This window comes from Novosphingobium sp. SG919, from assembly GCF_012932495.1.
Taxonomy (GTDB): Bacteria; Pseudomonadota; Alphaproteobacteria; order Sphingomonadales; family Sphingomonadaceae; genus Novosphingobium; species Novosphingobium rhizosphaerae.
In genome coordinates this window covers 63,076-79,306 of record NZ_JABCNG010000007.1, presented here as the reverse complement: position 1 = coordinate 79,306, position 16,231 = coordinate 63,076, and the positions used below count along the sequence as shown (strand labels likewise).

19 protein-coding genes are annotated in these 16,231 nt (G+C 67.6%); 8 read left to right on the top strand and 11 right to left on the bottom strand.

The features are described 5' to 3' along the window. Positions 1-42: 42 nt before the first annotated feature. The 4 genes from FHT19_RS22620 to dksA all read right to left on the bottom strand — a co-directional run bounded on the left by FHT19_RS22620 (position 43) and on the right by dksA (position 4,709). On the bottom strand, positions 43-1,791 hold the full coding sequence (locus tag FHT19_RS22620; protein ID WP_169476926.1) for a DEAD/DEAH box helicase: 1,749 nt from the start codon (positions 1,789-1,791) through the stop codon (positions 43-45). 217 nt (positions 1,792-2,008) lie between these two features. Beyond that, a complete protein-coding gene (locus FHT19_RS22615; RefSeq protein WP_169476925.1) occupies positions 2,009-3,508 on the bottom strand; it encodes an ABC transporter substrate-binding protein in 1,500 nt (499 codons plus the stop codon). Between the two features lie 87 nt (positions 3,509-3,595). Then, complete coding sequence (locus FHT19_RS22610; RefSeq protein ID WP_169476924.1) at positions 3,596-3,964, bottom strand: PilZ domain-containing protein; 369 nt, start codon at positions 3,962-3,964, stop codon at positions 3,596-3,598. Positions 3,965-4,250: 286 nt separating this feature from the next. Then, on the bottom strand, positions 4,251-4,709 hold the full coding sequence (gene dksA / locus FHT19_RS22605; protein ID WP_168556042.1) for an RNA polymerase-binding protein DksA: 459 nt from the start codon (positions 4,707-4,709) through the stop codon (positions 4,251-4,253). 374 nt (positions 4,710-5,083) lie between these two features. Between dksA and FHT19_RS22600 the strand changes: the two genes are divergently transcribed. Further along, positions 5,084-5,386 carry a hypothetical protein gene (locus tag FHT19_RS22600; RefSeq protein ID WP_169476948.1) on the top strand — a complete coding sequence of 101 codons (303 nt, stop codon included), beginning with the start codon at positions 5,084-5,086 and terminating at the stop codon, positions 5,384-5,386. Between the two features lie 9 nt (positions 5,387-5,395). Here the strand turns inward: FHT19_RS22600 and FHT19_RS22595 are convergent, their stop codons facing one another. From FHT19_RS22595 to FHT19_RS22575, 5 genes are all read right to left on the bottom strand, one after another. After that, positions 5,396-6,526, bottom strand: coding sequence for a GNAT family N-acetyltransferase (locus FHT19_RS22595; RefSeq protein WP_168556041.1), 1,131 nt, complete (start codon positions 6,524-6,526; stop codon positions 5,396-5,398). Beyond that, the gene (locus FHT19_RS22590; RefSeq protein ID WP_169476923.1) at positions 6,523-7,329 is read right to left on the bottom strand and encodes a glycerophosphodiester phosphodiesterase family protein; all 807 of its coding nucleotides are present in this window, start codon (positions 7,327-7,329) and stop codon (positions 6,523-6,525) included. Before FHT19_RS22590 ends, FHT19_RS22595 begins: the two co-directional genes overlap by 4 nt. Continuing rightward, complete coding sequence (locus FHT19_RS22585; RefSeq protein ID WP_169476922.1) at positions 7,301-7,768, bottom strand: RidA family protein; 468 nt, start codon at positions 7,766-7,768, stop codon at positions 7,301-7,303. The genes FHT19_RS22590 and FHT19_RS22585 overlap by 29 nt, the downstream gene beginning before the upstream one ends. Positions 7,769-7,839: 71 nt before the next feature. Then, positions 7,840-8,457: an HAD family hydrolase gene (locus FHT19_RS22580; protein WP_169476921.1), complete on the bottom strand. Its 618-nt coding sequence runs from the start codon at positions 8,455-8,457 to the stop codon at positions 7,840-7,842. Continuing rightward, positions 8,454-8,696, bottom strand: coding sequence for a DUF3572 family protein (locus FHT19_RS22575; protein ID WP_168556124.1), 243 nt, complete (start codon positions 8,694-8,696; stop codon positions 8,454-8,456). The genes FHT19_RS22580 and FHT19_RS22575 overlap by 4 nt, the downstream gene beginning before the upstream one ends. A gap of 134 nt (positions 8,697-8,830) precedes the next feature. Here FHT19_RS22575 and FHT19_RS22570 point away from each other — a divergent pair, with 134 nt between their 5' ends. From FHT19_RS22570 to FHT19_RS22550, 5 genes are all read left to right on the top strand, one after another. After that, positions 8,831-9,193: a response regulator gene (locus tag FHT19_RS22570; RefSeq protein WP_168556037.1), complete on the top strand. Its 363-nt coding sequence runs from the start codon at positions 8,831-8,833 to the stop codon at positions 9,191-9,193. Between the two features lie 96 nt (positions 9,194-9,289). Beyond that, the gene (locus tag FHT19_RS22565) at positions 9,290-9,529 is read left to right on the top strand and encodes an acyl carrier protein (protein ID WP_168556036.1); all 240 of its coding nucleotides are present in this window, start codon (positions 9,290-9,292) and stop codon (positions 9,527-9,529) included. A gap of 8 nt (positions 9,530-9,537) precedes the next feature. Continuing rightward, positions 9,538-10,737 carry an aminotransferase class I/II-fold pyridoxal phosphate-dependent enzyme gene (locus FHT19_RS22560; protein WP_169476920.1) on the top strand — a complete coding sequence of 400 codons (1,200 nt, stop codon included), beginning with the start codon at positions 9,538-9,540 and terminating at the stop codon, positions 10,735-10,737. After that, the gene (locus FHT19_RS22555) at positions 10,737-11,552 is read left to right on the top strand and encodes an SGNH/GDSL hydrolase family protein (protein WP_168556034.1); all 816 of its coding nucleotides are present in this window, start codon (positions 10,737-10,739) and stop codon (positions 11,550-11,552) included. The genes FHT19_RS22560 and FHT19_RS22555 overlap by 1 nt, the downstream gene beginning before the upstream one ends. 105 nt (positions 11,553-11,657) lie before the next feature. Further along, a complete protein-coding gene (locus FHT19_RS22550) occupies positions 11,658-13,457 on the top strand; it encodes an amidohydrolase (protein ID WP_169476919.1) in 1,800 nt (599 codons plus the stop codon). A 6-nt stretch (positions 13,458-13,463) separates the two neighbouring features. Here FHT19_RS22550 and FHT19_RS22545 read toward each other — a convergent pair whose 3' ends face one another. Both FHT19_RS22545 and FHT19_RS22540 read right to left on the bottom strand, forming a co-directional pair. Then, a complete protein-coding gene (locus FHT19_RS22545) occupies positions 13,464-13,757 on the bottom strand; it encodes an EthD family reductase (protein WP_168556032.1) in 294 nt (97 codons plus the stop codon). A gap of 31 nt (positions 13,758-13,788) precedes the next feature. After that, positions 13,789-14,379 (bottom strand): rhodanese-like domain-containing protein, encoded by a 591-nt coding sequence (locus FHT19_RS22540; RefSeq protein ID WP_248290614.1) that lies wholly within the window; start codon positions 14,377-14,379, stop codon positions 13,789-13,791. Positions 14,380-14,454: 75 nt separating this feature from the next. Here FHT19_RS22540 and FHT19_RS22535 point away from each other — a divergent pair, with 75 nt between their 5' ends. Both FHT19_RS22535 and FHT19_RS22530 read left to right on the top strand, forming a co-directional pair. Further along, positions 14,455-15,216 carry a quinoprotein dehydrogenase-associated SoxYZ-like carrier gene (locus tag FHT19_RS22535; protein WP_169476918.1) on the top strand — a complete coding sequence of 254 codons (762 nt, stop codon included), beginning with the start codon at positions 14,455-14,457 and terminating at the stop codon, positions 15,214-15,216. Beyond that, positions 15,213-16,178 carry a quinoprotein relay system zinc metallohydrolase 1 gene (locus FHT19_RS22530; RefSeq protein WP_169476917.1) on the top strand — a complete coding sequence of 322 codons (966 nt, stop codon included), beginning with the start codon at positions 15,213-15,215 and terminating at the stop codon, positions 16,176-16,178. The genes FHT19_RS22535 and FHT19_RS22530 overlap by 4 nt, the downstream gene beginning before the upstream one ends. Positions 16,179-16,231 lie beyond the last annotated feature (53 nt).

Genomic DNA, 16,231 nt, shown 5'->3' with positions numbered 1-16,231 from the left:
GCCGCCACCTCCCCCACGATGTGGGGGAGGATCGTTGCAGCATCAGCCCTCGCGGCGGCGGGGCGGGCCCTTGCGGTGCGGGGTGCGGGGGCCATCGCCGCGCGGACCGTCGCCACGTGGGCCGAAGCCTTCGCGCGGGCGGTTGGGGCCATTGCCCTGACGGCGGTTGGTGCGGGCCATTTCACGCGGCGGTTCGCTCGGTTCGATACGGATGCCGCTTTCGTCCTCGGCGCCTTCGCGGGCGGTGCGTTGCAGCGCGGCGCGGAAGCGGTCTTCCATTGCCTTGGGCACCTGGAAGAAGGTTTCGCTCGGCCCGATGCGGATCGCACCGATTTCGTTGCGGGTGATGTGGCCACGGCGGCACAGCAGCGGCAGCAGCCAGCGCGGATCGGCATTCTGGCGGCGGCCGATATCCATGCGGAACCAAGCCACATCGTCAAAGCCGGTGCGGTGGGTGGCCTTGCGGCCTTCCTCGGTGGAAAGGTCGATCAGGTCTTCGGGCTGCGGCATGGCCAGGCGATGGCTGCGCACCAGGGCGAGCGCGATGTCGCGCGGGGCCATCTTTTCCATCAGCGTTTCGGCCAGCGCCACGTCCACGTCGGCCAAATCTTCGGCGTCGATCGGCGTCAGCAGCTTTTCCATCAGGCGCTCGCTGTCGCGCTGGCGAATCTGGTCCGCGCCGGGTGCCGGCATCCATTCCGCCTCGATCCGCGCGCGGCGCAGCATTTCTTCCAGGCGGCGGCGGCGCGGATAGGGCACCACCAGCACGGCCGTGCCCTTGCGCCCGGCGCGGCCGGTGCGGCCCGAACGGTGCTGCAGGGTTTCGGCATCGCGCGGCACTTCCACGTGCACCACCAGGCTGAGCGAAGGAATGTCGATCCCGCGTGCGGCCACGTCGGTTGCCACGCAGATCCGCGCGCGCCCGTCGCGCAGCGCCTGGATCGCCTGGTTGCGCTCGTTCTGGCTGTGCTCGCCCGAAAGCGCCACGGCGGCAAAGCCGCGTTCGACCAGCGTGGCGTGCAGCCGTCGCACGTTGTCGCGCGTGGCGCAGAACAGCATGGCCGTTTCCGCCTCGTGGAAACGCAGCAGGTTGATCACCGCGTTCTCGATGTCGTTGGGCGAGACGGCGACCGCCTGATAGCTGATGTCGCCATGGCCCTGGCGTTCGTCGATGGTCGAGATACGCAGCGCGTCGCGCTGGTACTGCTTGGCCAGCACCGCGATGGGGCGGGGCATGGTGGCCGAGAACAGCAGGGTGCGGCGCTGCGCCGGGGTGGCGTCGAGCAGTTCTTCCAGGTCTTCGCGGAAGCCCATGTCGAGCATTTCGTCGGCTTCGTCGAGCACCACGAAACGCAGGGCCGAGAGGTCGAGCGCGCCGCGCTCCAGATGGTCGCGCAGGCGGCCGGGCGTGCCCACCACGATATGCGCGCCATGGTTGAGCTGGCGACGTTCCTTCGACGGGTCCATCCCGCCAACGCAGGTGGCAATGCGCAGGCCGGCCTTTTCGTAAAGCCAGGCCAGTTCGCGGCTCACCTGAAGGGCCAGTTCGCGGGTGGGGGCAATCGCCAGGGCCAGCGGCGCGCCGGCGGGCGGAATGCCGTCGCCCAACAGGTCGGCGGCCATGGCCACGCCAAAGGCCACGGTCTTGCCCGAGCCGGTCTGGGCCGAAACGAGAAGATCGCGGCCGGCCGCTTCCGCTTCGAGCACGGCAGCCTGGACCGGAGTCGGCTCGGCATAGCCGCGAGCGGCAAGGGATTCGGAAACGGCAGCAGGGAGAGATGAAAAGGGCATGAAACTCAACGGGTCTGGGCCGGGCCGCAACGTGGGCAGGGACCGGCGGGGGATTATTACGCGAAGGGTCTAAAGGCCTGATGACAGTGCCACGGCCTCACCACGCGAAGCCCGATATACCATCTCTCGGCCCGAGCCCCCTAGCCGCTTGTTCCTTTCACCGCCATGACCAAATGCCAAAAATCGCCATCATCGTGGCGATTCTTCGAAAAAATGCCTATTTTGGCACGACGGTCAGCGGTGGCAGAGGGTGCCAACCCCATGGATTGGGGGAAAACCCGGTCACGCCGCCGCGCACCAGCGACCAGCGCAGCGGCCGGGCAATCGGAATGAAGCCATTGGCCGCGGTGACCGCGCGCTCGGCCTGGGCAAGCAGCGCGGTGCGCGCCGCCGGATCGCGCTCGGCCCGCGCCTGGGCCGCCAGGGCATCGCCCTGCGGGCTGCACGCCGCGGGGCTGACCGGGCAGGCCAACTGGTTGAGGAACCAGGCAACGCGGGTATAGCGGGCGACATTGTCGACCAGGCGCAAGTCCGCCGCCCTGCCCTCGTCCACGTGTTCCACCTCCACGCCGATGCCGGCAAGGTCGGCGGCGATGCGCGACAGCGCCAGGCGGGAACCCGGCCCGTCGGGCGCGGCGATGCGCAACCGCGGCGCGCCTTGGCCCGTCGCCATCCACGCGATCACGCGCTGGCGGGCCAGGGCGCGCCGCTGGTCCAGCGTGGTGCCGCCCCAGCGTTCGCCGACACTGCCGTCGCTGTCGGGCACTTCGGCCGAAACCAGCCGCGTCGTGCCGCTCCACCCACCGATGCCGAATGCAGCCACCAGGCCATCGCGATCGATCGCCAGGGCCAATGCCTCACGCCGCAGGGGATCGGCCAGGAACCCGTCGGCGCGCAGCACCTGCAATCCGAACAGGCCCATGACCGGATCGAGCTGGACGTTGCCGCGCGAAAGCATGGTGGTACCAGCCAAGGGCAGCGAATCGATCGTGCCGCCCAGCGCCACATCGATCAGCCCGTCGTTGAACCGCTGCGCCGCCACGGCCATCGGCTCCAATTCCAGGGCAAGCGGCCGCACGCTGCGCGAGAACCCGTCCTGCGCAGGCAGCCCCCGCTTTTCGGGGGGAATCGGGGAAAGCGTGGCCGATAGCCCATCATGGCGCAGGCCAAGCGGGCCCGAACCCAGCCGCGTGCGTGGCAGGCCCAGTTCGGGCTGGGCCAACAGGGTGAGCAGGTCGGGCAGCGGCGCGGACAAATCCACTTCCACCACGCGATCGGTCATCACCCGGATATCGTCGATCGGCGCGAGATCGAGCCCCAGCGCCGTGCCCGATAGCGCGCTGCGCGCCCGGCGCAGGGCAGTGGCCACGCTGGGTGCGTCGATCGGCGTGCCATCGGGCCAGGTGCCATCGCGCAGCCGGAAAATATAGCTGAGGCCATCGTCGGTCACGATCCAGCGCTCGGCAATCGCGGGCACCACGCGTCCTTGCGCGTCAAATCCCACCAACCCTTCCACCGTTGCCGCGCGCAAGACCTGGGCCGCGGGCGAAAGGCGGGTGGCGGCGGTCTGGAATGCGGTTTCATCGCCAGCCAGCGCCACCGGCAGCGGGCCGCGACGGTCTGCGCCGCAACTGGCCAGAGCGCCGGCCAGAACCGGGGCCAACAGCGGCAGAAACGCCGCAAGCGTGCGGCGCGAATGGCAAAACAGCGGGGCCATGGCCCCTGCCTAGCAGATCAAGGCCGGCAGGCCAGTAAAGAAGGGCGTGGTAGAATTCGCCCGCGCCCAGTCAAAGCTTGTGACGGCTCACAGCTTGCGCAGGCGCTTGGCTTCGTTCTGCGCCAGCGGCGGGCGCACATAGCGCGGGGCGTAATCGTCGGATGGCTGCGTGGCCACCGGCTCGCGCGCCAGCTTGGGATCGATCTGTTCGACAAAGGCGATGCCAAAGCGGTTGTCCTGCACCCAGGCCACCACGCCTTCGATCCAGCCGATGTGGCGCAAGTTCGCCTCAAGCCGGGTACCGCGCGACACGCGCAGCGCACCTTCGGCCATCATCCCCCCGGCCGAAAGATTGCGCACGCGCACGCGATGCTCGCCGTCCTGCCCATCAAGGCGCAGGTCGGCCATCAGAAAAAGGCTGTCGCGCCCCAATTGCCGATGGTCGATATCAGTCACCGTCAGGTTCCGTTCCAGCAGAGATGGGCCAGCAAGGATGGATCAAGGAAGATGGGGCTAGCCACAAGTGGCTTGCGCCCGCCCTGCCCATCATGCGCAGCTATCCGTACCGACGCTGTAAACGAAAACGGCAAAAAAATCCTTAAAATCGGCATGGCCCAGCGGACAAGTGCCGATGGCAGCGGGGCGGCAGGCCCGCCCGCGCGTTTACCGAGTATCACAGCGTGGCGGATCGCCCGCGGCCGCCGGCCGGCGCATGGCCAGGCCGAGCGTGCCGCCAAGCCCATCACATGTCGCGCGAAATCTTTTCGCGGCGCTCGTGCGCTTCTTGCGCTTCGACAGTCATCGTCGCGATCGGGCGGGCGATCAGGCGGCCCAGGCCGATCGGCTCCCCGGTCACTTCGCAAAAGCCGTATTCGCCTTCGTCGATGCGACGCATGGCCGAATCGATCTTGGCGATCAGCTTGCGCTGGCGATCACGGGTGCGCAGTTCGATGCCCCAGTCGGTTTCGCTCGACGCGCGATCGTTGAGATCGGGTTCGCGCAGCGGGCCATCCTGCAGGGCCGAAAGCGTGCCGGCCGAGGCAGAGAGGATCGATTTCTTCCATTCGAGCAAAAGGCGGCGAAAATAGTCGAGCTGAAGCTCGCTCATATAGGGTTCGTCGTCACTCGGAACGTAATCACCCGGCATGGCCCGGCGGGCTTTTGCCAACACGTCAATTTCGTCACCCAGAACCCCAGCCATCCGGCCCTCCGTATTGCGCCTTCCGACCACCAGGGCCGCAACGCGCCGCATGTTGGCGCGACCAGCCCCCGGCTTGCCGCGCCTATAGGCAGGCTGGAAAGGGCGCACAAGCACTTCCTCAACACCTTGGCGCATTGCTGCTGAACCGATGTGAAACAGGCCGATAGGCATTGCGCACCAGTCCACCGGCCAAATCGCGGCACGCAGCGATTCATGATTAACGGTTTGTTGACCTTAATTGGCGAGCGTTGCCGTGCCGCCAGGGGTTGGGTCTGGCAGATTCGCAGGGGGAATGAACGATGCCACAAGCACAATCCGAAACGGCGCAGAGCAGGATGTCATTGGTGCCGCCGCCACCGCCCGCCCATGCCGCGATGGGCGCGCACGGCACCGCAGACCGCGCCGACAGCCTGATCGCCGCATGCCTGGCTGCTGCTGCACAGGGTGACAGCCACGCCTATTTCGATCTGGGCGTCGCGTTTTCCACCGGCAGCTATGGGGCCTGCTGCGATCTGGTCGAAGCGCACAAGTGGTTCAACCTGGCCGCCGTTGCCGGGCATGACGATGCCGCCCGCGCCCGCGCCGATGTTGCCGAAGACCTGACCGCACGCGAAATTGCCGAAGCGCAGCGCCGCGCCCGCGAATGGCTGCGCGCCGCCGCCCGCCGCGCTGCCTGACCGGCAAGGTTACCCCTTGCGATAGGGGGTGTGCCCGGCCAGTTCGAGCTGGCCCTGTTCGATCCCTTCGCGCTCGCGCACCAGGAAATCGGCCACGGCGGCGCGAAAACCGCGATCGGCGATGTAATGCGCCGACCACGTCTGCACCGGCTCATAGCCGCGCGCCAACTTGTGCTGCCCCTGCGCCCCCGCCTCCACGCGCGACAGGCCCAGCGCGATGGCTGCGTCGATCGCCTGATAATAGCACAGCTCGAAATGCAGGAACGGCTTGTCCACCACGGCACCCCAATAGCGGCCGTACAGCGTATCACGGCCGATGAAATTGAGTGCGCCTGCCACCGGTTCGCCCTCGTGCAGCGCCAGCACCAGCAAGACCTTGTCCGCCATGCGCTGCCCGATAAGGTCGAACGCCGCGCGGGTCAGATAGGGCCGGCCCCACTTGCGCGCGCCGGTATCCTGGTAGAACACCCAGAACGCATCCCAGTGCGCTGGCGTGATCGCATCGCCGGTCAGCGCCACGATCTCCACCCCCGCCTGGGCGGCGGCGCGTTCCTTGCGCAGGTTCTTGCGCTTGGCCGAAGACAGCACGGCCAGGAAATCGTCGAACGTGGCATAGCCGCGGTTTTCCCAGTGGAACTGCAGGTCTGACCGCAAGAGCCAGCCGGCCTCCTCGAACAGCGGCAACTGCGCGGGCGCGATGAACGTGGCGTGGGCCGATGACAGGCCGTTCTGGTCCACGACCGCTTCGGCCGCGCGCAACAGCGGCAACGCCAGGTCGGGCCGCCCCTCGCACAGCAGGCGCGGGCCCGTGGCCGGGGTGAACGGCGCGGCGATCTGCAACTTGGGATAATATTCGCCGCCCGCGCGCTGCCAAGCATCTGCCCAGGCGTGATCGAACACATATTCGCCTTGGCTGTGCTGCTTGAGATAGGCCGGCAATGCCGCCGCAGGCCGGCCATCGGCATCGTCGATCAGCAGCGGCAGTGGCGTCCACCCGCTGCGCCCGCCGACGCTGCCCGATTCTTCCAGCAGGGTCAGGAACGCGTGGCTGACAAAGGGATTGTCCGCGCCGGCCAGCCGGTCCCAATCATCGGCCGGAACCGCGCCCACCGCGTGTTCCACGCGGGCGACCAGGCTCATGATGCGGGAGGGGCCAACAGCACCGGTCCTTCGGCGATCGGCGCATCGGCATAGGCGGCCGCGCGCTTGGCGTCTTCGGGCGTGCGCACGGTCCAGGTCAGCACCGGCACACCTCGGCGCCGGGCCAGGCGCACCACGGGATTGGCGATATCGGCAATGTCATAGGCCAGGAATTGGGGACGCGCCCGCCACAGCGCAAGATGCCTCTTCAGGCGGGCCAGCAGGGTGCGGCGGCCCGCCTCGGTCACCACCAGCCCATGCACGACATGGGGCGAATAGCGCCGGAACCAGGCGGGCACGCGGGGATCAAAGCTCATCACCGCCACCGGGCCGCGATACCCTTCGAGCAGGCGCCGCACCGCCAGGCACAAGGGCGCAATGCGCCGGCCGCCCTGCGATTTCACCTCGATCAGCAGCGGCACGCGGCCTTCGATGCGATCGAGCAACTGGCGCAGGCCGGGAATGGTTTCGCCCGGCACCGCAGCACCGGCTTCGTCCAGCAGGCCGATGCGCGCCAGGTCTGCCGCGTTGAGATCGCCCACGCTGCCCTCGCGGCCGGTCAGGCGTTCGAGCGTCCAATCGTGGAACACGATGGCCTGGCCATCGTGGCTGCGCTGCACATCGCACTCGATGCCAAAGCCGCGCGCGATGGCGGCATCGGCCGCTGCCAGCGAATTTTCCGGCACGCCGGGGCCGTGCAGCCCGCGATGGGCATAGATCGCGTGCGCCAACCAGCCGGCCCGGTCCGCAGCCCGCGCCGGCAGGAGGAAGCGATCAATGAGCGCGAACAGCAAAGACAGCATCGATTTCCACCGCAGCGCCCAACGGCAGCACCGGCACGCCCACGGCGCTGCGGGCATGGCGCCCGGCATCGCCGAACACGGCCTGCATCAGTTCCGAGGCGCCATTGGCCACCTTGGGCTGATCGGTGAAATCGCCGGTCGAATTGATGAAGGCGCCCAGCTTCACGACCTGCTCGATCCGATCGAGCGAGCCGAGCGCAGCCTTGGCCTGGGCCAGCAGCATCAGCGCGCAGGCCTTGGCCGCGGCGGCGCCCTGTTCCAGGCTCACGTCTTCGCCCAGGCGGCCGGTGACCAGCTTGCCCTCGATGAACGGCAACTGCCCCGAAACGTGCAGCAGCCCGCCCGCCAGAACCGTGGGCACATAGGCCGCCACGGGCGCGGCGGCCTGCGGCAGTTCCAGGCCCAGTTCGGCAAGGCGGGCATCGATCGAAACGGTCATTACGGCAAACTCCAAGACGTGAAGCGAAAAATCAGGCGGCGGCCCAGTCCAGGCAGCCCAGTCCAGGCGGGCTAATCCAGCCGCGCCATCAGCCACGGCAGCGCGTGGTCCCAGGTATCGATCCGCGCGTGGGCGTGCCCCGCCTTGTGCGCGCAATCGATATGCGGCGCCAGCAAGGGCTCGCCGCACAGATGCAGGCGGATAACCTCGGGCGTGAGTTGTGACGCCGAATGGTGATGCTGGGGCAGATCGTCGATGAACACCGCGCGCGTCGGCTGGTATTCATCGAGAATGGCCTTGAGCGCCGGCCCCTTGGGTCCCTGGTTGGTAAAGACGCGGGCCGTGATGCCCACGCTTTCCAGCTGCGCCGTGCGCGCCGCGCGATAGCTGTCCCCCAGGTTGGTGAGGATCACGAAATCGGCGCGTGTCGCCAATGTGCCCACCGCCTCCACCGCGCCGGCAATGGCCGGCTGGGCGTGCATCTGCGTGTCGAAAAACAAGTCGAGCAAGCGCCAGATTTCGCGCGGCTCCACCGCGCTGCCATCGGCGGCATGGCGCATGGCCTTGCCGAAATCGTTGCTTTCCATGACGAAGTCGATGTCGTGGTGGGCTTTCAACCAGGCCTTGTACGGGGCCACCATGTGCAGCAGCACTTCATCGCAATCGCTGATCACCAGCGGGCGGCTCATCCCAACTTCTCCCGTGCTGCGGCCAAGGCCTGGGGGCTTATATCGAGCGCGTCGGCCGCGGCAACAAGATCGGGCTCGTAAGCCATGAGGAAATCGAGCACCCCGCCCAGCACCGCGCTTTGCCCGGCCGGATCGGCCAGGCCGCTGCGCAGGGTTTCGGGCGTCATCCCGCTCAACGCCAGGAAGCGTTCGGCACGCTGCCCGTCGCCCAGCACCCAGCCGAGCGCGGCCAGCGCCAGATCCTGGGGATCGGGTACGGGGGACGATGGTTCGCGAATGATTGTCAGAGCCTTTCGAGGTCAATAGAGCATGGCGCGAACGAGGTGGGGCCCAAGGATGAGAGCCATGTGCCCTCGCGCAATAGAGGTGTTCCGTGGCAAAAAGAATTCTGGTTGTCGAGGACAACGACCTCAACCGCAAACTGTTCTGCGACCTGCTGGTCGCCAACGGCTTTACCGTGGAGCCGGTGGCTGATGGGCGCGAGGCGCTGGACCGCGCGCGCCAGTTCGTGCCGGGCTTGGTGATCATGGATATCCAGTTGCCCAACATTTCGGGCCTGGAACTGATCGAGGCGCTCAAAGCCGATCCGGTGCTGCGCCAGATTCCGGTGCTGGCCGTCACCGCCTATGCCGGCAAGGGCGACGAGGAGCGCATCCGCGAGGCGGGCGCCGAAGGATACCTGGCCAAGCCGGTGTCGATCGGGCCGTTCATGCAGGCGGTGATGAAACTGGTGTAATTCCCCGTTCAGGCTTGACAGGGCAGGCCACAGGCCGCTTTTCCGCCGCAATGTTCTGGCAGGGGCACAGCCCTGCCCCACGGAGATAGAGACAAGATGGACCGCGCAGCGACCGCCGCAAGGATTGCCGAACTGATCGAGCCCTTCAACAAGAAGGGCGTGGCCATCAGCGATGCCACCACCTTTGCCGGCGACCTGGAGTGGGACAGCCTGACGGTGATGGATTTCGTTGCCGCGATCGAGGACGAATTCGACATCATCATCAGCATGAACCAGCAGGCCGAGATCGAGACGTACGGCCAGCTGATCGACGCCGTGACCAAGCTGCAAGGGTGAAACTGCCCATGACCGACCTGTTTTCCAAGTTTGACGGCCTGATCGAACAGCGCCGCGCCCTGCTGTCCACCGGCGTCACCGATCCGTTCAACCTGGTGATGGAAAAGGTGATCTCACCCACGGTCGCGATCTGCAACGGCCGCGAGACGATCCTGCTGGGTACCTACAACTACATGGGCATGACGTTCGATCCGGACGTGATCGCCGCGGGCAAGCAGGCGCTGGACGAATTCGGTTCGGGTACCACCGGCAGCCGCGTGCTCAACGGCACGTATGCCGGGCACCGCGCCGTCGAAGACGCGCTCAAGGAATTCTATGGCATGGACCATGCCATGGTGTTTTCCACCGGCTACCAGGCGAACCTGGGGATCATCAGCACGATGGCCGGCAAGGGCGATTACATCGTGCTCGACATCGACAGCCACGCTTCCATCTGGGACGGCTGCAAGATGGGCGATGCCGAAGTCGTGCCGTTCAAGCACAACGATATCGAAGCGATGGAAAAGCGCCTCAAGCGCATTCCCGAAGGCGCGGGCAAGCTGGTCGTGCTCGAAGGCGTCTATTCCATGCTGGGCGACATCGCCCCGCTCAAGGACATGATCGCCGTGGCCAAGGCCCACGGCGCCATGGTGCTGGTGGACGAAGCCCACTCGATGGGCTTCATCGGCCCCAACGGGCGTGGCGTGGCCGAGGACCAGGGCGTGCTCGACCAGGTCGATTTCGTGATCGGCACGTTCTCCAAGTCGGTCGGCACCGTCGGCGGCTTTTGCGTTTCGAACCATCCCAAGTTCGAAATCCTGCGCCTGGTCTGCCGGCCCTATGTGTTCACCGCCTCGCTGCCGCCCAGCGTGGTCCACACCGCCAGCACCTCGATCCGCAAGCTCATGCACGCGGCCGACAAGCGCGCGCACTTGTGGGAAAATTCCAAGACGCTGCACGCCGGCCTCATCCAGCGTGGCTTCAAGCTGGGCACGGAAACACCGCAAAGCGCGATCATCTCGGTGATCATGCCCGATCTGGAACGCGGCGCGATGATGTGGGAAGCGCTGCTGCACGAAGGGCTCTATGTGAACCTGGCGCGCCCGCCGGCCACGCCCGCCGGCATGACCCTGCTGCGCTGCTCGCTGTGTGCCGCGCACAGTGCCGATCAGGTGCAGACCATCATCGGCATGTTCGAACGCGCCGGCAAGGCGGTGGGTATCATCTGATGCGCGTGCGGTTGGTTGCTTTGGCCGGCGCGCTGGCGCTCGCCACGGCCGCTTCGCCCGTGCTCGCAGCCCAGGCCGGGCAGCCGGCCGCACCCGTGGTGGTGCCGGCTGCACCCGCGCCGCGCGCTGCCGTGGCAGTGGCGGTGGCCCCCACCGGGCCCACCGCCATGGTACCCGAACCCTGCACGCCCAGCCGCGTGGGCGGCTATGACTGGGCCAACCTGTGCCGCTATCAAAAAGCGGATCGCCAGGTACCCCAGCCGGTGCGCGCGGTGTTCATCGGCGATTCGATCACAGAATGGTGGCTGACCACGGCGCCCGGCATCTTTGCCGGTGGCGTGGTGGACCGTGGCATTGCCGGGCAGACCAGCCCGCAGATCCTGCTGCGCTTCTACCAGGATGTGGTGCGCCTGCGCCCGCGGGTGGTGCACATCATGTGCGGCACCAACGATGTGGCCGGCAACACCGGCCCCACCAGCCCCGAGGAATATGCCGCCAATGTCCTGGCCATGGTCGATCTGGCCAAGGCCAACGGCATTGCCGTGGTGCTGGGCAGCGTGCTGCCGGCCGGTGGCTTCAACTGGCGCAGCGAAATGAAGCCTGCCGCGCAGATTGCCACGCTCAATGCCTGGCTCAAGGATCTCGCCCGCGCGCGGGGCCTGGCCTATGCCGATTACTACAGCGCGATGGCCACGCCCGAAGGCGCGATGAAACCAGGCCTGTCGAGCGACGGGGTGCATCCCAATGCGGCCGGCTATGCCGTGATGGAGCCGATCGCCCGCGCCGCCCTGGCCGAGGCGGAAAAGCCGCGCTGACGTTTCGCGGTTGAAATTGGACACTTGTCCTACCCCCGCCCTATCTGCTTAGATCACAGATAGGGCGGCGCAGGGGGCGTCGCGCCGATGCGCGAGGTTGCCCAAATGTCTTCCCTTCGCCTGCTTTCGCTTCTCGCCGGTTCGGCCCTGGCGCTCGCCGCCGGCACGGCCCACGCGGCGCCTGCCGCCGATACGGTGCTGCTCCACGGCCGCATTCACACCATCGACGCCAAGGACAGCGTAGCCCAGGCCGTGGCGATCAAGGACGGGCGCATCGTCTATGTGGGCAGCGATGCCGGGGCCAAGGCGTTTACCGGGCCGGCGACCGAAACCATCGACCTGAAGGGCGGGGTGGTCATGCCCGGCCTGGTCGATGGGCATATGCACCCGCTGGAAGGGGGATCGGGCCTGCAGGCATGCGACCTGCAATACAAGCGGCTGACCGTGCCCGAATTCCAGGCCGCGCTGAGCGCCTGCGCCGCCAAGGATGGGGCCAGTGGAAACGGTGGCGGCCACGATGGCAAGTGGCTGGTCGCGGTGCACTGGTTCCAGCACGAAATGCAACCCTTGGGCATCGAGCGGACCAAGGCCATGCTCGATGCCTTGCCCACGCCACGCCCCGTGGCGGTGTTCGACTCGTTCGGCCATTCCGCGCTGGTCAACAGCCGCGCCCTGGCACTGGCCGGGATCGATGCCAAGACGCCCGATCCAGTGGGCGGGGCGATCCATCACGATGCCAGCGGCGCGCCCACCGGCCTGCTCGAGGATTCAGCGATGGATCTGGTGCGCAAGCTGATACCCACCCCCACGTCGGAAGACGACGTGGTGGCCGCCCGCGCCGCACTGGCCGCCATGGCGGCGCAAGGCGTGACCACGTTCCTCGATGCCGATGCGCCGGTCGAATCGATCCGCGCCTTTTCCACCCTGTCGAAAGCCGGGCAATTGACCGCGCGCGGCCATTTCGCCCCGCACATCGCGCCCGAGGAAGGGCCGAGCCCGGAAGGCGCGCTGTCGCGCATCATCGAATGGCGCCGCACCTATGACGAAGGCGCCGCGCGCGTGCAGCCCTCGATCATGGTGCGCACGGTCAAGCTCTATATGGACGGGGTGATCACCGCGCCCGCGTTTACCGGGGTGATGATCGCGCCCTATCTGGAAAACCACGGCACGGCTGACAAGCCCGATTGGCAGCCCGGCACCAACCGTGGCCCCGCGCCCTATTTCCCGCCGGCCGTGCTGGCCCCGCTGCTCGATCGCATCACCGCGCTGGGCTTTGACCCGCACATGCACGCCGATGGCGACGGCGCGGTGCGCATCGCGCTCGATGCCGTAGCCGCCTTGCGCAAGAGCCACCCGGCGCGCGACGCGCGCCCGGCCATTGCCCATGACGAGATCGTCGATCCCGCCGATTTCCCGCGCTTCAAGGCGCTGGGCGTTACCCCGGTGCTGTCGCTGCAATGGGGCAAGCAGGCCGCCGATACAGTGGCCGGGGCCAAGGATTTCCTGGGGCCGAAACGCTATGCCTTCATGGAGCCATCGGGCCTGCTGGCCAAGGCCGGCGCGCGGATCACTTTCGGCAGCGACTGGCCGGTCGATCCGCTGAACGAATGGTTCGCCCTCAAAGTGGGCGTCACACGGCGCAACGATCCCTCGGCCGGGCCGGAATATAGCCAGCCGCTGTCGGGCGGCCCGCCGCTCACCGTGCCGCAGGCGGTGCGCGCCGCCACGATCAACGCGGCCTGGTCGCTGCGCGCGGAAGGCCAGGTCGGCAGCCTGGAACCGGGCAAGTTTGCCGACCTGATCTGGATCGACCGCGATATCTTCACCGGCAACCCCGATGCCATCGCGCAAACGCGCGTGCTGCGCACCATCGTCGGCGGCAAGACGGTCTACCAAGCGCCGTAACCTCGTTCAGTCCCCGGCGCGGTAGATCACCGGGGCAATGTCGGTGAAATTGGCCACGTCGCCCAGGATTTCCGGCGTATCGGGGCTGGCTAGCGCGGCATCGATTGCCGCCTGGCTGGCAAAGCGCAGCAGAACGGCGGCTTTCCACGGCTGCTCGCCCGCCGGAAACAGCACTTCGGCCTGGGTGAAGCCGTGCGCCGTCCACAGCCTTTCCACCAGGGGAATGTGCGTGCCGGTGTAATAGGCGGTGTCGAACCTGGCGCCTTCTTGCGCGGGATAACTGACGATCAAAGTGGCCATCGCATGTCTCCTGTGGTGAACATCCAGAAATTCAGGAATTCGGCACGGGCACCGGGGCCGTATCGACCAGGCTGCCGCCGGCATCGTGCCAGCCTTCGATGCCTTCGGCCAGCCAGCGCACGCCCGTGACGCCGCCCAGCGCCAGGCGCCGCGCCACGTTCCAGCTCATCCAGCAATCGGCGCGGCAGAACACCACGATCGGCGCCCCTCGGTGTTGTTGCCGGAACGCCGCCACGCGCGCGGCAAGCGCCTGCCACAACACCGGATCGGGCGGGCTGCGCCCCGTTTCGGGATACCACAGCGCGCCGGGTATGGTTTGGTGCGGGCTGGCCAGCTGCCATGCGCCAGTTGCGCCATCGCGGCGGGCGCCTTCGGCCGGCAACACATCGAGGAACAAGGCAGCGCCCGGCGCCAGGCCCAGCGCCTGCGCCTGCGCCGGCGATATGGCCGTGGCGGGCGCGGGATCGCGATCGACCGGTGCGCGAAAGGCGGCGCTGCGATAACCCTGGGCATCGAACGGTGCCTGGGACGAAGCCTGGGCATGAACCGGCGAAGACGCCAGGGCCAGGATCGCCGCGCCTGCGACCCCGGCGGGCAGCATGCGGCCCCTCGCTGCGATCATCCTCTCATGCCTTCCGTTCTTGGCCTATGGTGCAATTGTAAGCGGGCCCCGGCCCAAGGCAAATGGTGCCTTGGTATGAAGCGCGCTGCCCCCTTCTTGCTGGCCATCCTGCTGGCCGTGCCGGGAACGACCCTGGCCGCGCCGGTGGCCGACCCGCTCGATTCGCCGATGTGGGCCAACCATGCCGCCTGGCTGCTCGGCAAGGCGCCGGTCCGGTTTGATCCGGCGGTGATCGTGGCCATGCCCGATGTGACGGAAAACCAGCACGTCTTTCCCGTTACCGTTGATGCCCGCGCCCTGGCGGGCGTGCAGCGCATCGTCGTGCTGATGGATCTCAACCCCCTGCCCGTGGCGATCGATTACCAGCCCCAGGCCGCGCTCCCTTACGTCTCGCTGCGCATCAAGCTGGACCAGCGCACCCCGGTGCGTGCCCTGGTGCTGACCGCTGACGGCGTGTGGCACGTGGCCGGGCGCTGGATCGATGCCGCCGGGGGTGGATGTTCCGCGCCGCCGGTCAGCCGGGTCAAAGGCGATTGGGCGCAGCACCTGGGCGAAATGCGCGGCGCGCTGTGGCGCGAGGCCGGCGATACCCGCCTGCGCCTGACGGTGCGCCATCCGATGGACACCGGCTACGTCGACAATATCGCCGCCTACAATATCGAAGCGCTGACCGTGCGCGGCGCAGATGGCGCCGCGCTGGGCACCATGGCGATCAACGGTTCGGTGTCGGAAGACCCCGCTTTCACGCTGCTCTTGCCGCCTGGCGTGTCAGGCCCGGTGCACCTGCACATGGCCGACAGCAATGGCCGCACGTTCGATGGAAACCTCACGCCATGACCTGCACGCGGCGCGCCGCGCTGGGCCTCATCGCGGCAACACCCATCGCAGCCCATGCGGAGACCTTTGCCGGCGCCTACGCCTATGATCCGCAAGCGATCGGGCCGGGCATCTGGCTGGTGCGCGGCGCGGATGAAGCGATCGTTTTCGGCAATGGCGGGGCGATTGCCAACGCGGTGATCCTGGCCTGTCCGCAGGGCGGGGCGATCCTGTTCGATTGCGGCCCTTCGCTGCGCTATGCTCAGGGGCTGGCCGCCCTGGCCCGGAAGCTGGCCGGCGGGCCGGTGCGCCGCGTGTTCCTCAGCCACCTGCACCCCGACCATGCCCTGGGCACCGCCGCGTTCGATCCGGCCATCGTGGCCGCGCTGCCCACCACCCGCGCCGAACTGGAGCGCGACGGAAATGGCTTTGCCGATGCGATGTATCGCATCCTCGCCGATTGGATGCGCGGCACCGCCGTCATCCTGCCCGGCGCCAGCGTCGTGCCCGGCCCGATCGAAGTGGGCGGGCGCAAGCTGACGGCTTTGTCGCTCGCCGGCCATTCCGCCGGTGACCTCGTGCTGGTGGACGAGGCGAGTGGCACCGTCCTCGCCGGAGACCTGGTGTTCCACGACCGCGCGCCAGCGACGCCCGATGCCGACCTGGCCGCCTGGCGCAACAGCCTCGCCAAGTTGGCGGCCCTGCCCCATCGCCAACTGGTACCGGGCCACGGCCCGCTCGATCCCACCGGCCAGGCCGCCATCGCGCAGACCCGCGACTGGCTCGATTGGCTGGAACCGGCGCTGCAACAGGCCGTGGCGCGGGGCCTGGACATGACCGAGGCGGGCGCGCTTCCCATTCCCGAACGCTTCGCATCCATGAAACTGACCCGTTACGAGCTGCAGCGCAGCGTGGCCCACTTCTATGCCGCGCTGGAACAGCAGCACTTGCCGCGGATCGATGCCGCTGCGGGAAATGGCTGACAAGCGATGATTTTGCGGGAATAGTGCGGCCTTCGCCACGATCACCAGGCGGG

What these genes read in the sequence shown, in the direction of transcription:
- FHT19_RS22550 (WP_169476919.1), top strand. Translation starts at nt 11,658, where the DNA reads ATGTCTTCCCTTCGCCTGCTTTCGCTTCTCGCCGGTTCGGCCCTGGCG.
- FHT19_RS22585 (WP_169476922.1), bottom strand. Translation starts at nt 7,768, where the DNA reads ATGACCGTTTCGATCGATGCCCGCCTTGCCGAACTGGGCCTGGAACTG.
- dksA (WP_168556042.1), bottom strand. Translation starts at nt 4,709, where the DNA reads ATGGCTGGGGTTCTGGGTGACGAAATTGACGTGTTGGCAAAAGCCCGC.
- FHT19_RS22595 (WP_168556041.1), bottom strand. Translation starts at nt 6,526, where the DNA reads ATGAGCCTGGTCGCCCGCGTGGAACACGCGGTGGGCGCGGTTCCGGCC.
- FHT19_RS22535 (WP_169476918.1), top strand. Translation starts at nt 14,455, where the DNA reads ATGAAGCGCGCTGCCCCCTTCTTGCTGGCCATCCTGCTGGCCGTGCCG.
- FHT19_RS22620 (WP_169476926.1), bottom strand. Translation starts at nt 1,791, where the DNA reads ATGCCCTTTTCATCTCTCCCTGCTGCCGTTTCCGAATCCCTTGCCGCT.
- FHT19_RS22545 (WP_168556032.1), bottom strand. Translation starts at nt 13,757, where the DNA reads ATGGCCACTTTGATCGTCAGTTATCCCGCGCAAGAAGGCGCCAGGTTC.
- FHT19_RS22560 (WP_169476920.1), top strand. Translation starts at nt 9,538, where the DNA reads ATGACCGACCTGTTTTCCAAGTTTGACGGCCTGATCGAACAGCGCCGC.
- FHT19_RS22615 (WP_169476925.1), bottom strand. Translation starts at nt 3,508, where the DNA reads ATGGCCCCGCTGTTTTGCCATTCGCGCCGCACGCTTGCGGCGTTTCTG.
- FHT19_RS22600 (WP_169476948.1), top strand. Translation starts at nt 5,084, where the DNA reads ATGGGCGCGCACGGCACCGCAGACCGCGCCGACAGCCTGATCGCCGCA.
- FHT19_RS22540 (WP_248290614.1), bottom strand. Translation starts at nt 14,379, where the DNA reads ATGATCGCAGCGAGGGGCCGCATGCTGCCCGCCGGGGTCGCAGGCGCG.
- FHT19_RS22555 (WP_168556034.1), top strand. Translation starts at nt 10,737, where the DNA reads ATGCGCGTGCGGTTGGTTGCTTTGGCCGGCGCGCTGGCGCTCGCCACG.
- FHT19_RS22590 (WP_169476923.1), bottom strand. Translation starts at nt 7,329, where the DNA reads ATGCTGTCTTTGCTGTTCGCGCTCATTGATCGCTTCCTCCTGCCGGCG.
- FHT19_RS22530 (WP_169476917.1), top strand. Translation starts at nt 15,213, where the DNA reads ATGACCTGCACGCGGCGCGCCGCGCTGGGCCTCATCGCGGCAACACCC.
- FHT19_RS22565 (WP_168556036.1), top strand. Translation starts at nt 9,290, where the DNA reads ATGGACCGCGCAGCGACCGCCGCAAGGATTGCCGAACTGATCGAGCCC.
- FHT19_RS22580 (WP_169476921.1), bottom strand. Translation starts at nt 8,457, where the DNA reads ATGAGCCGCCCGCTGGTGATCAGCGATTGCGATGAAGTGCTGCTGCAC.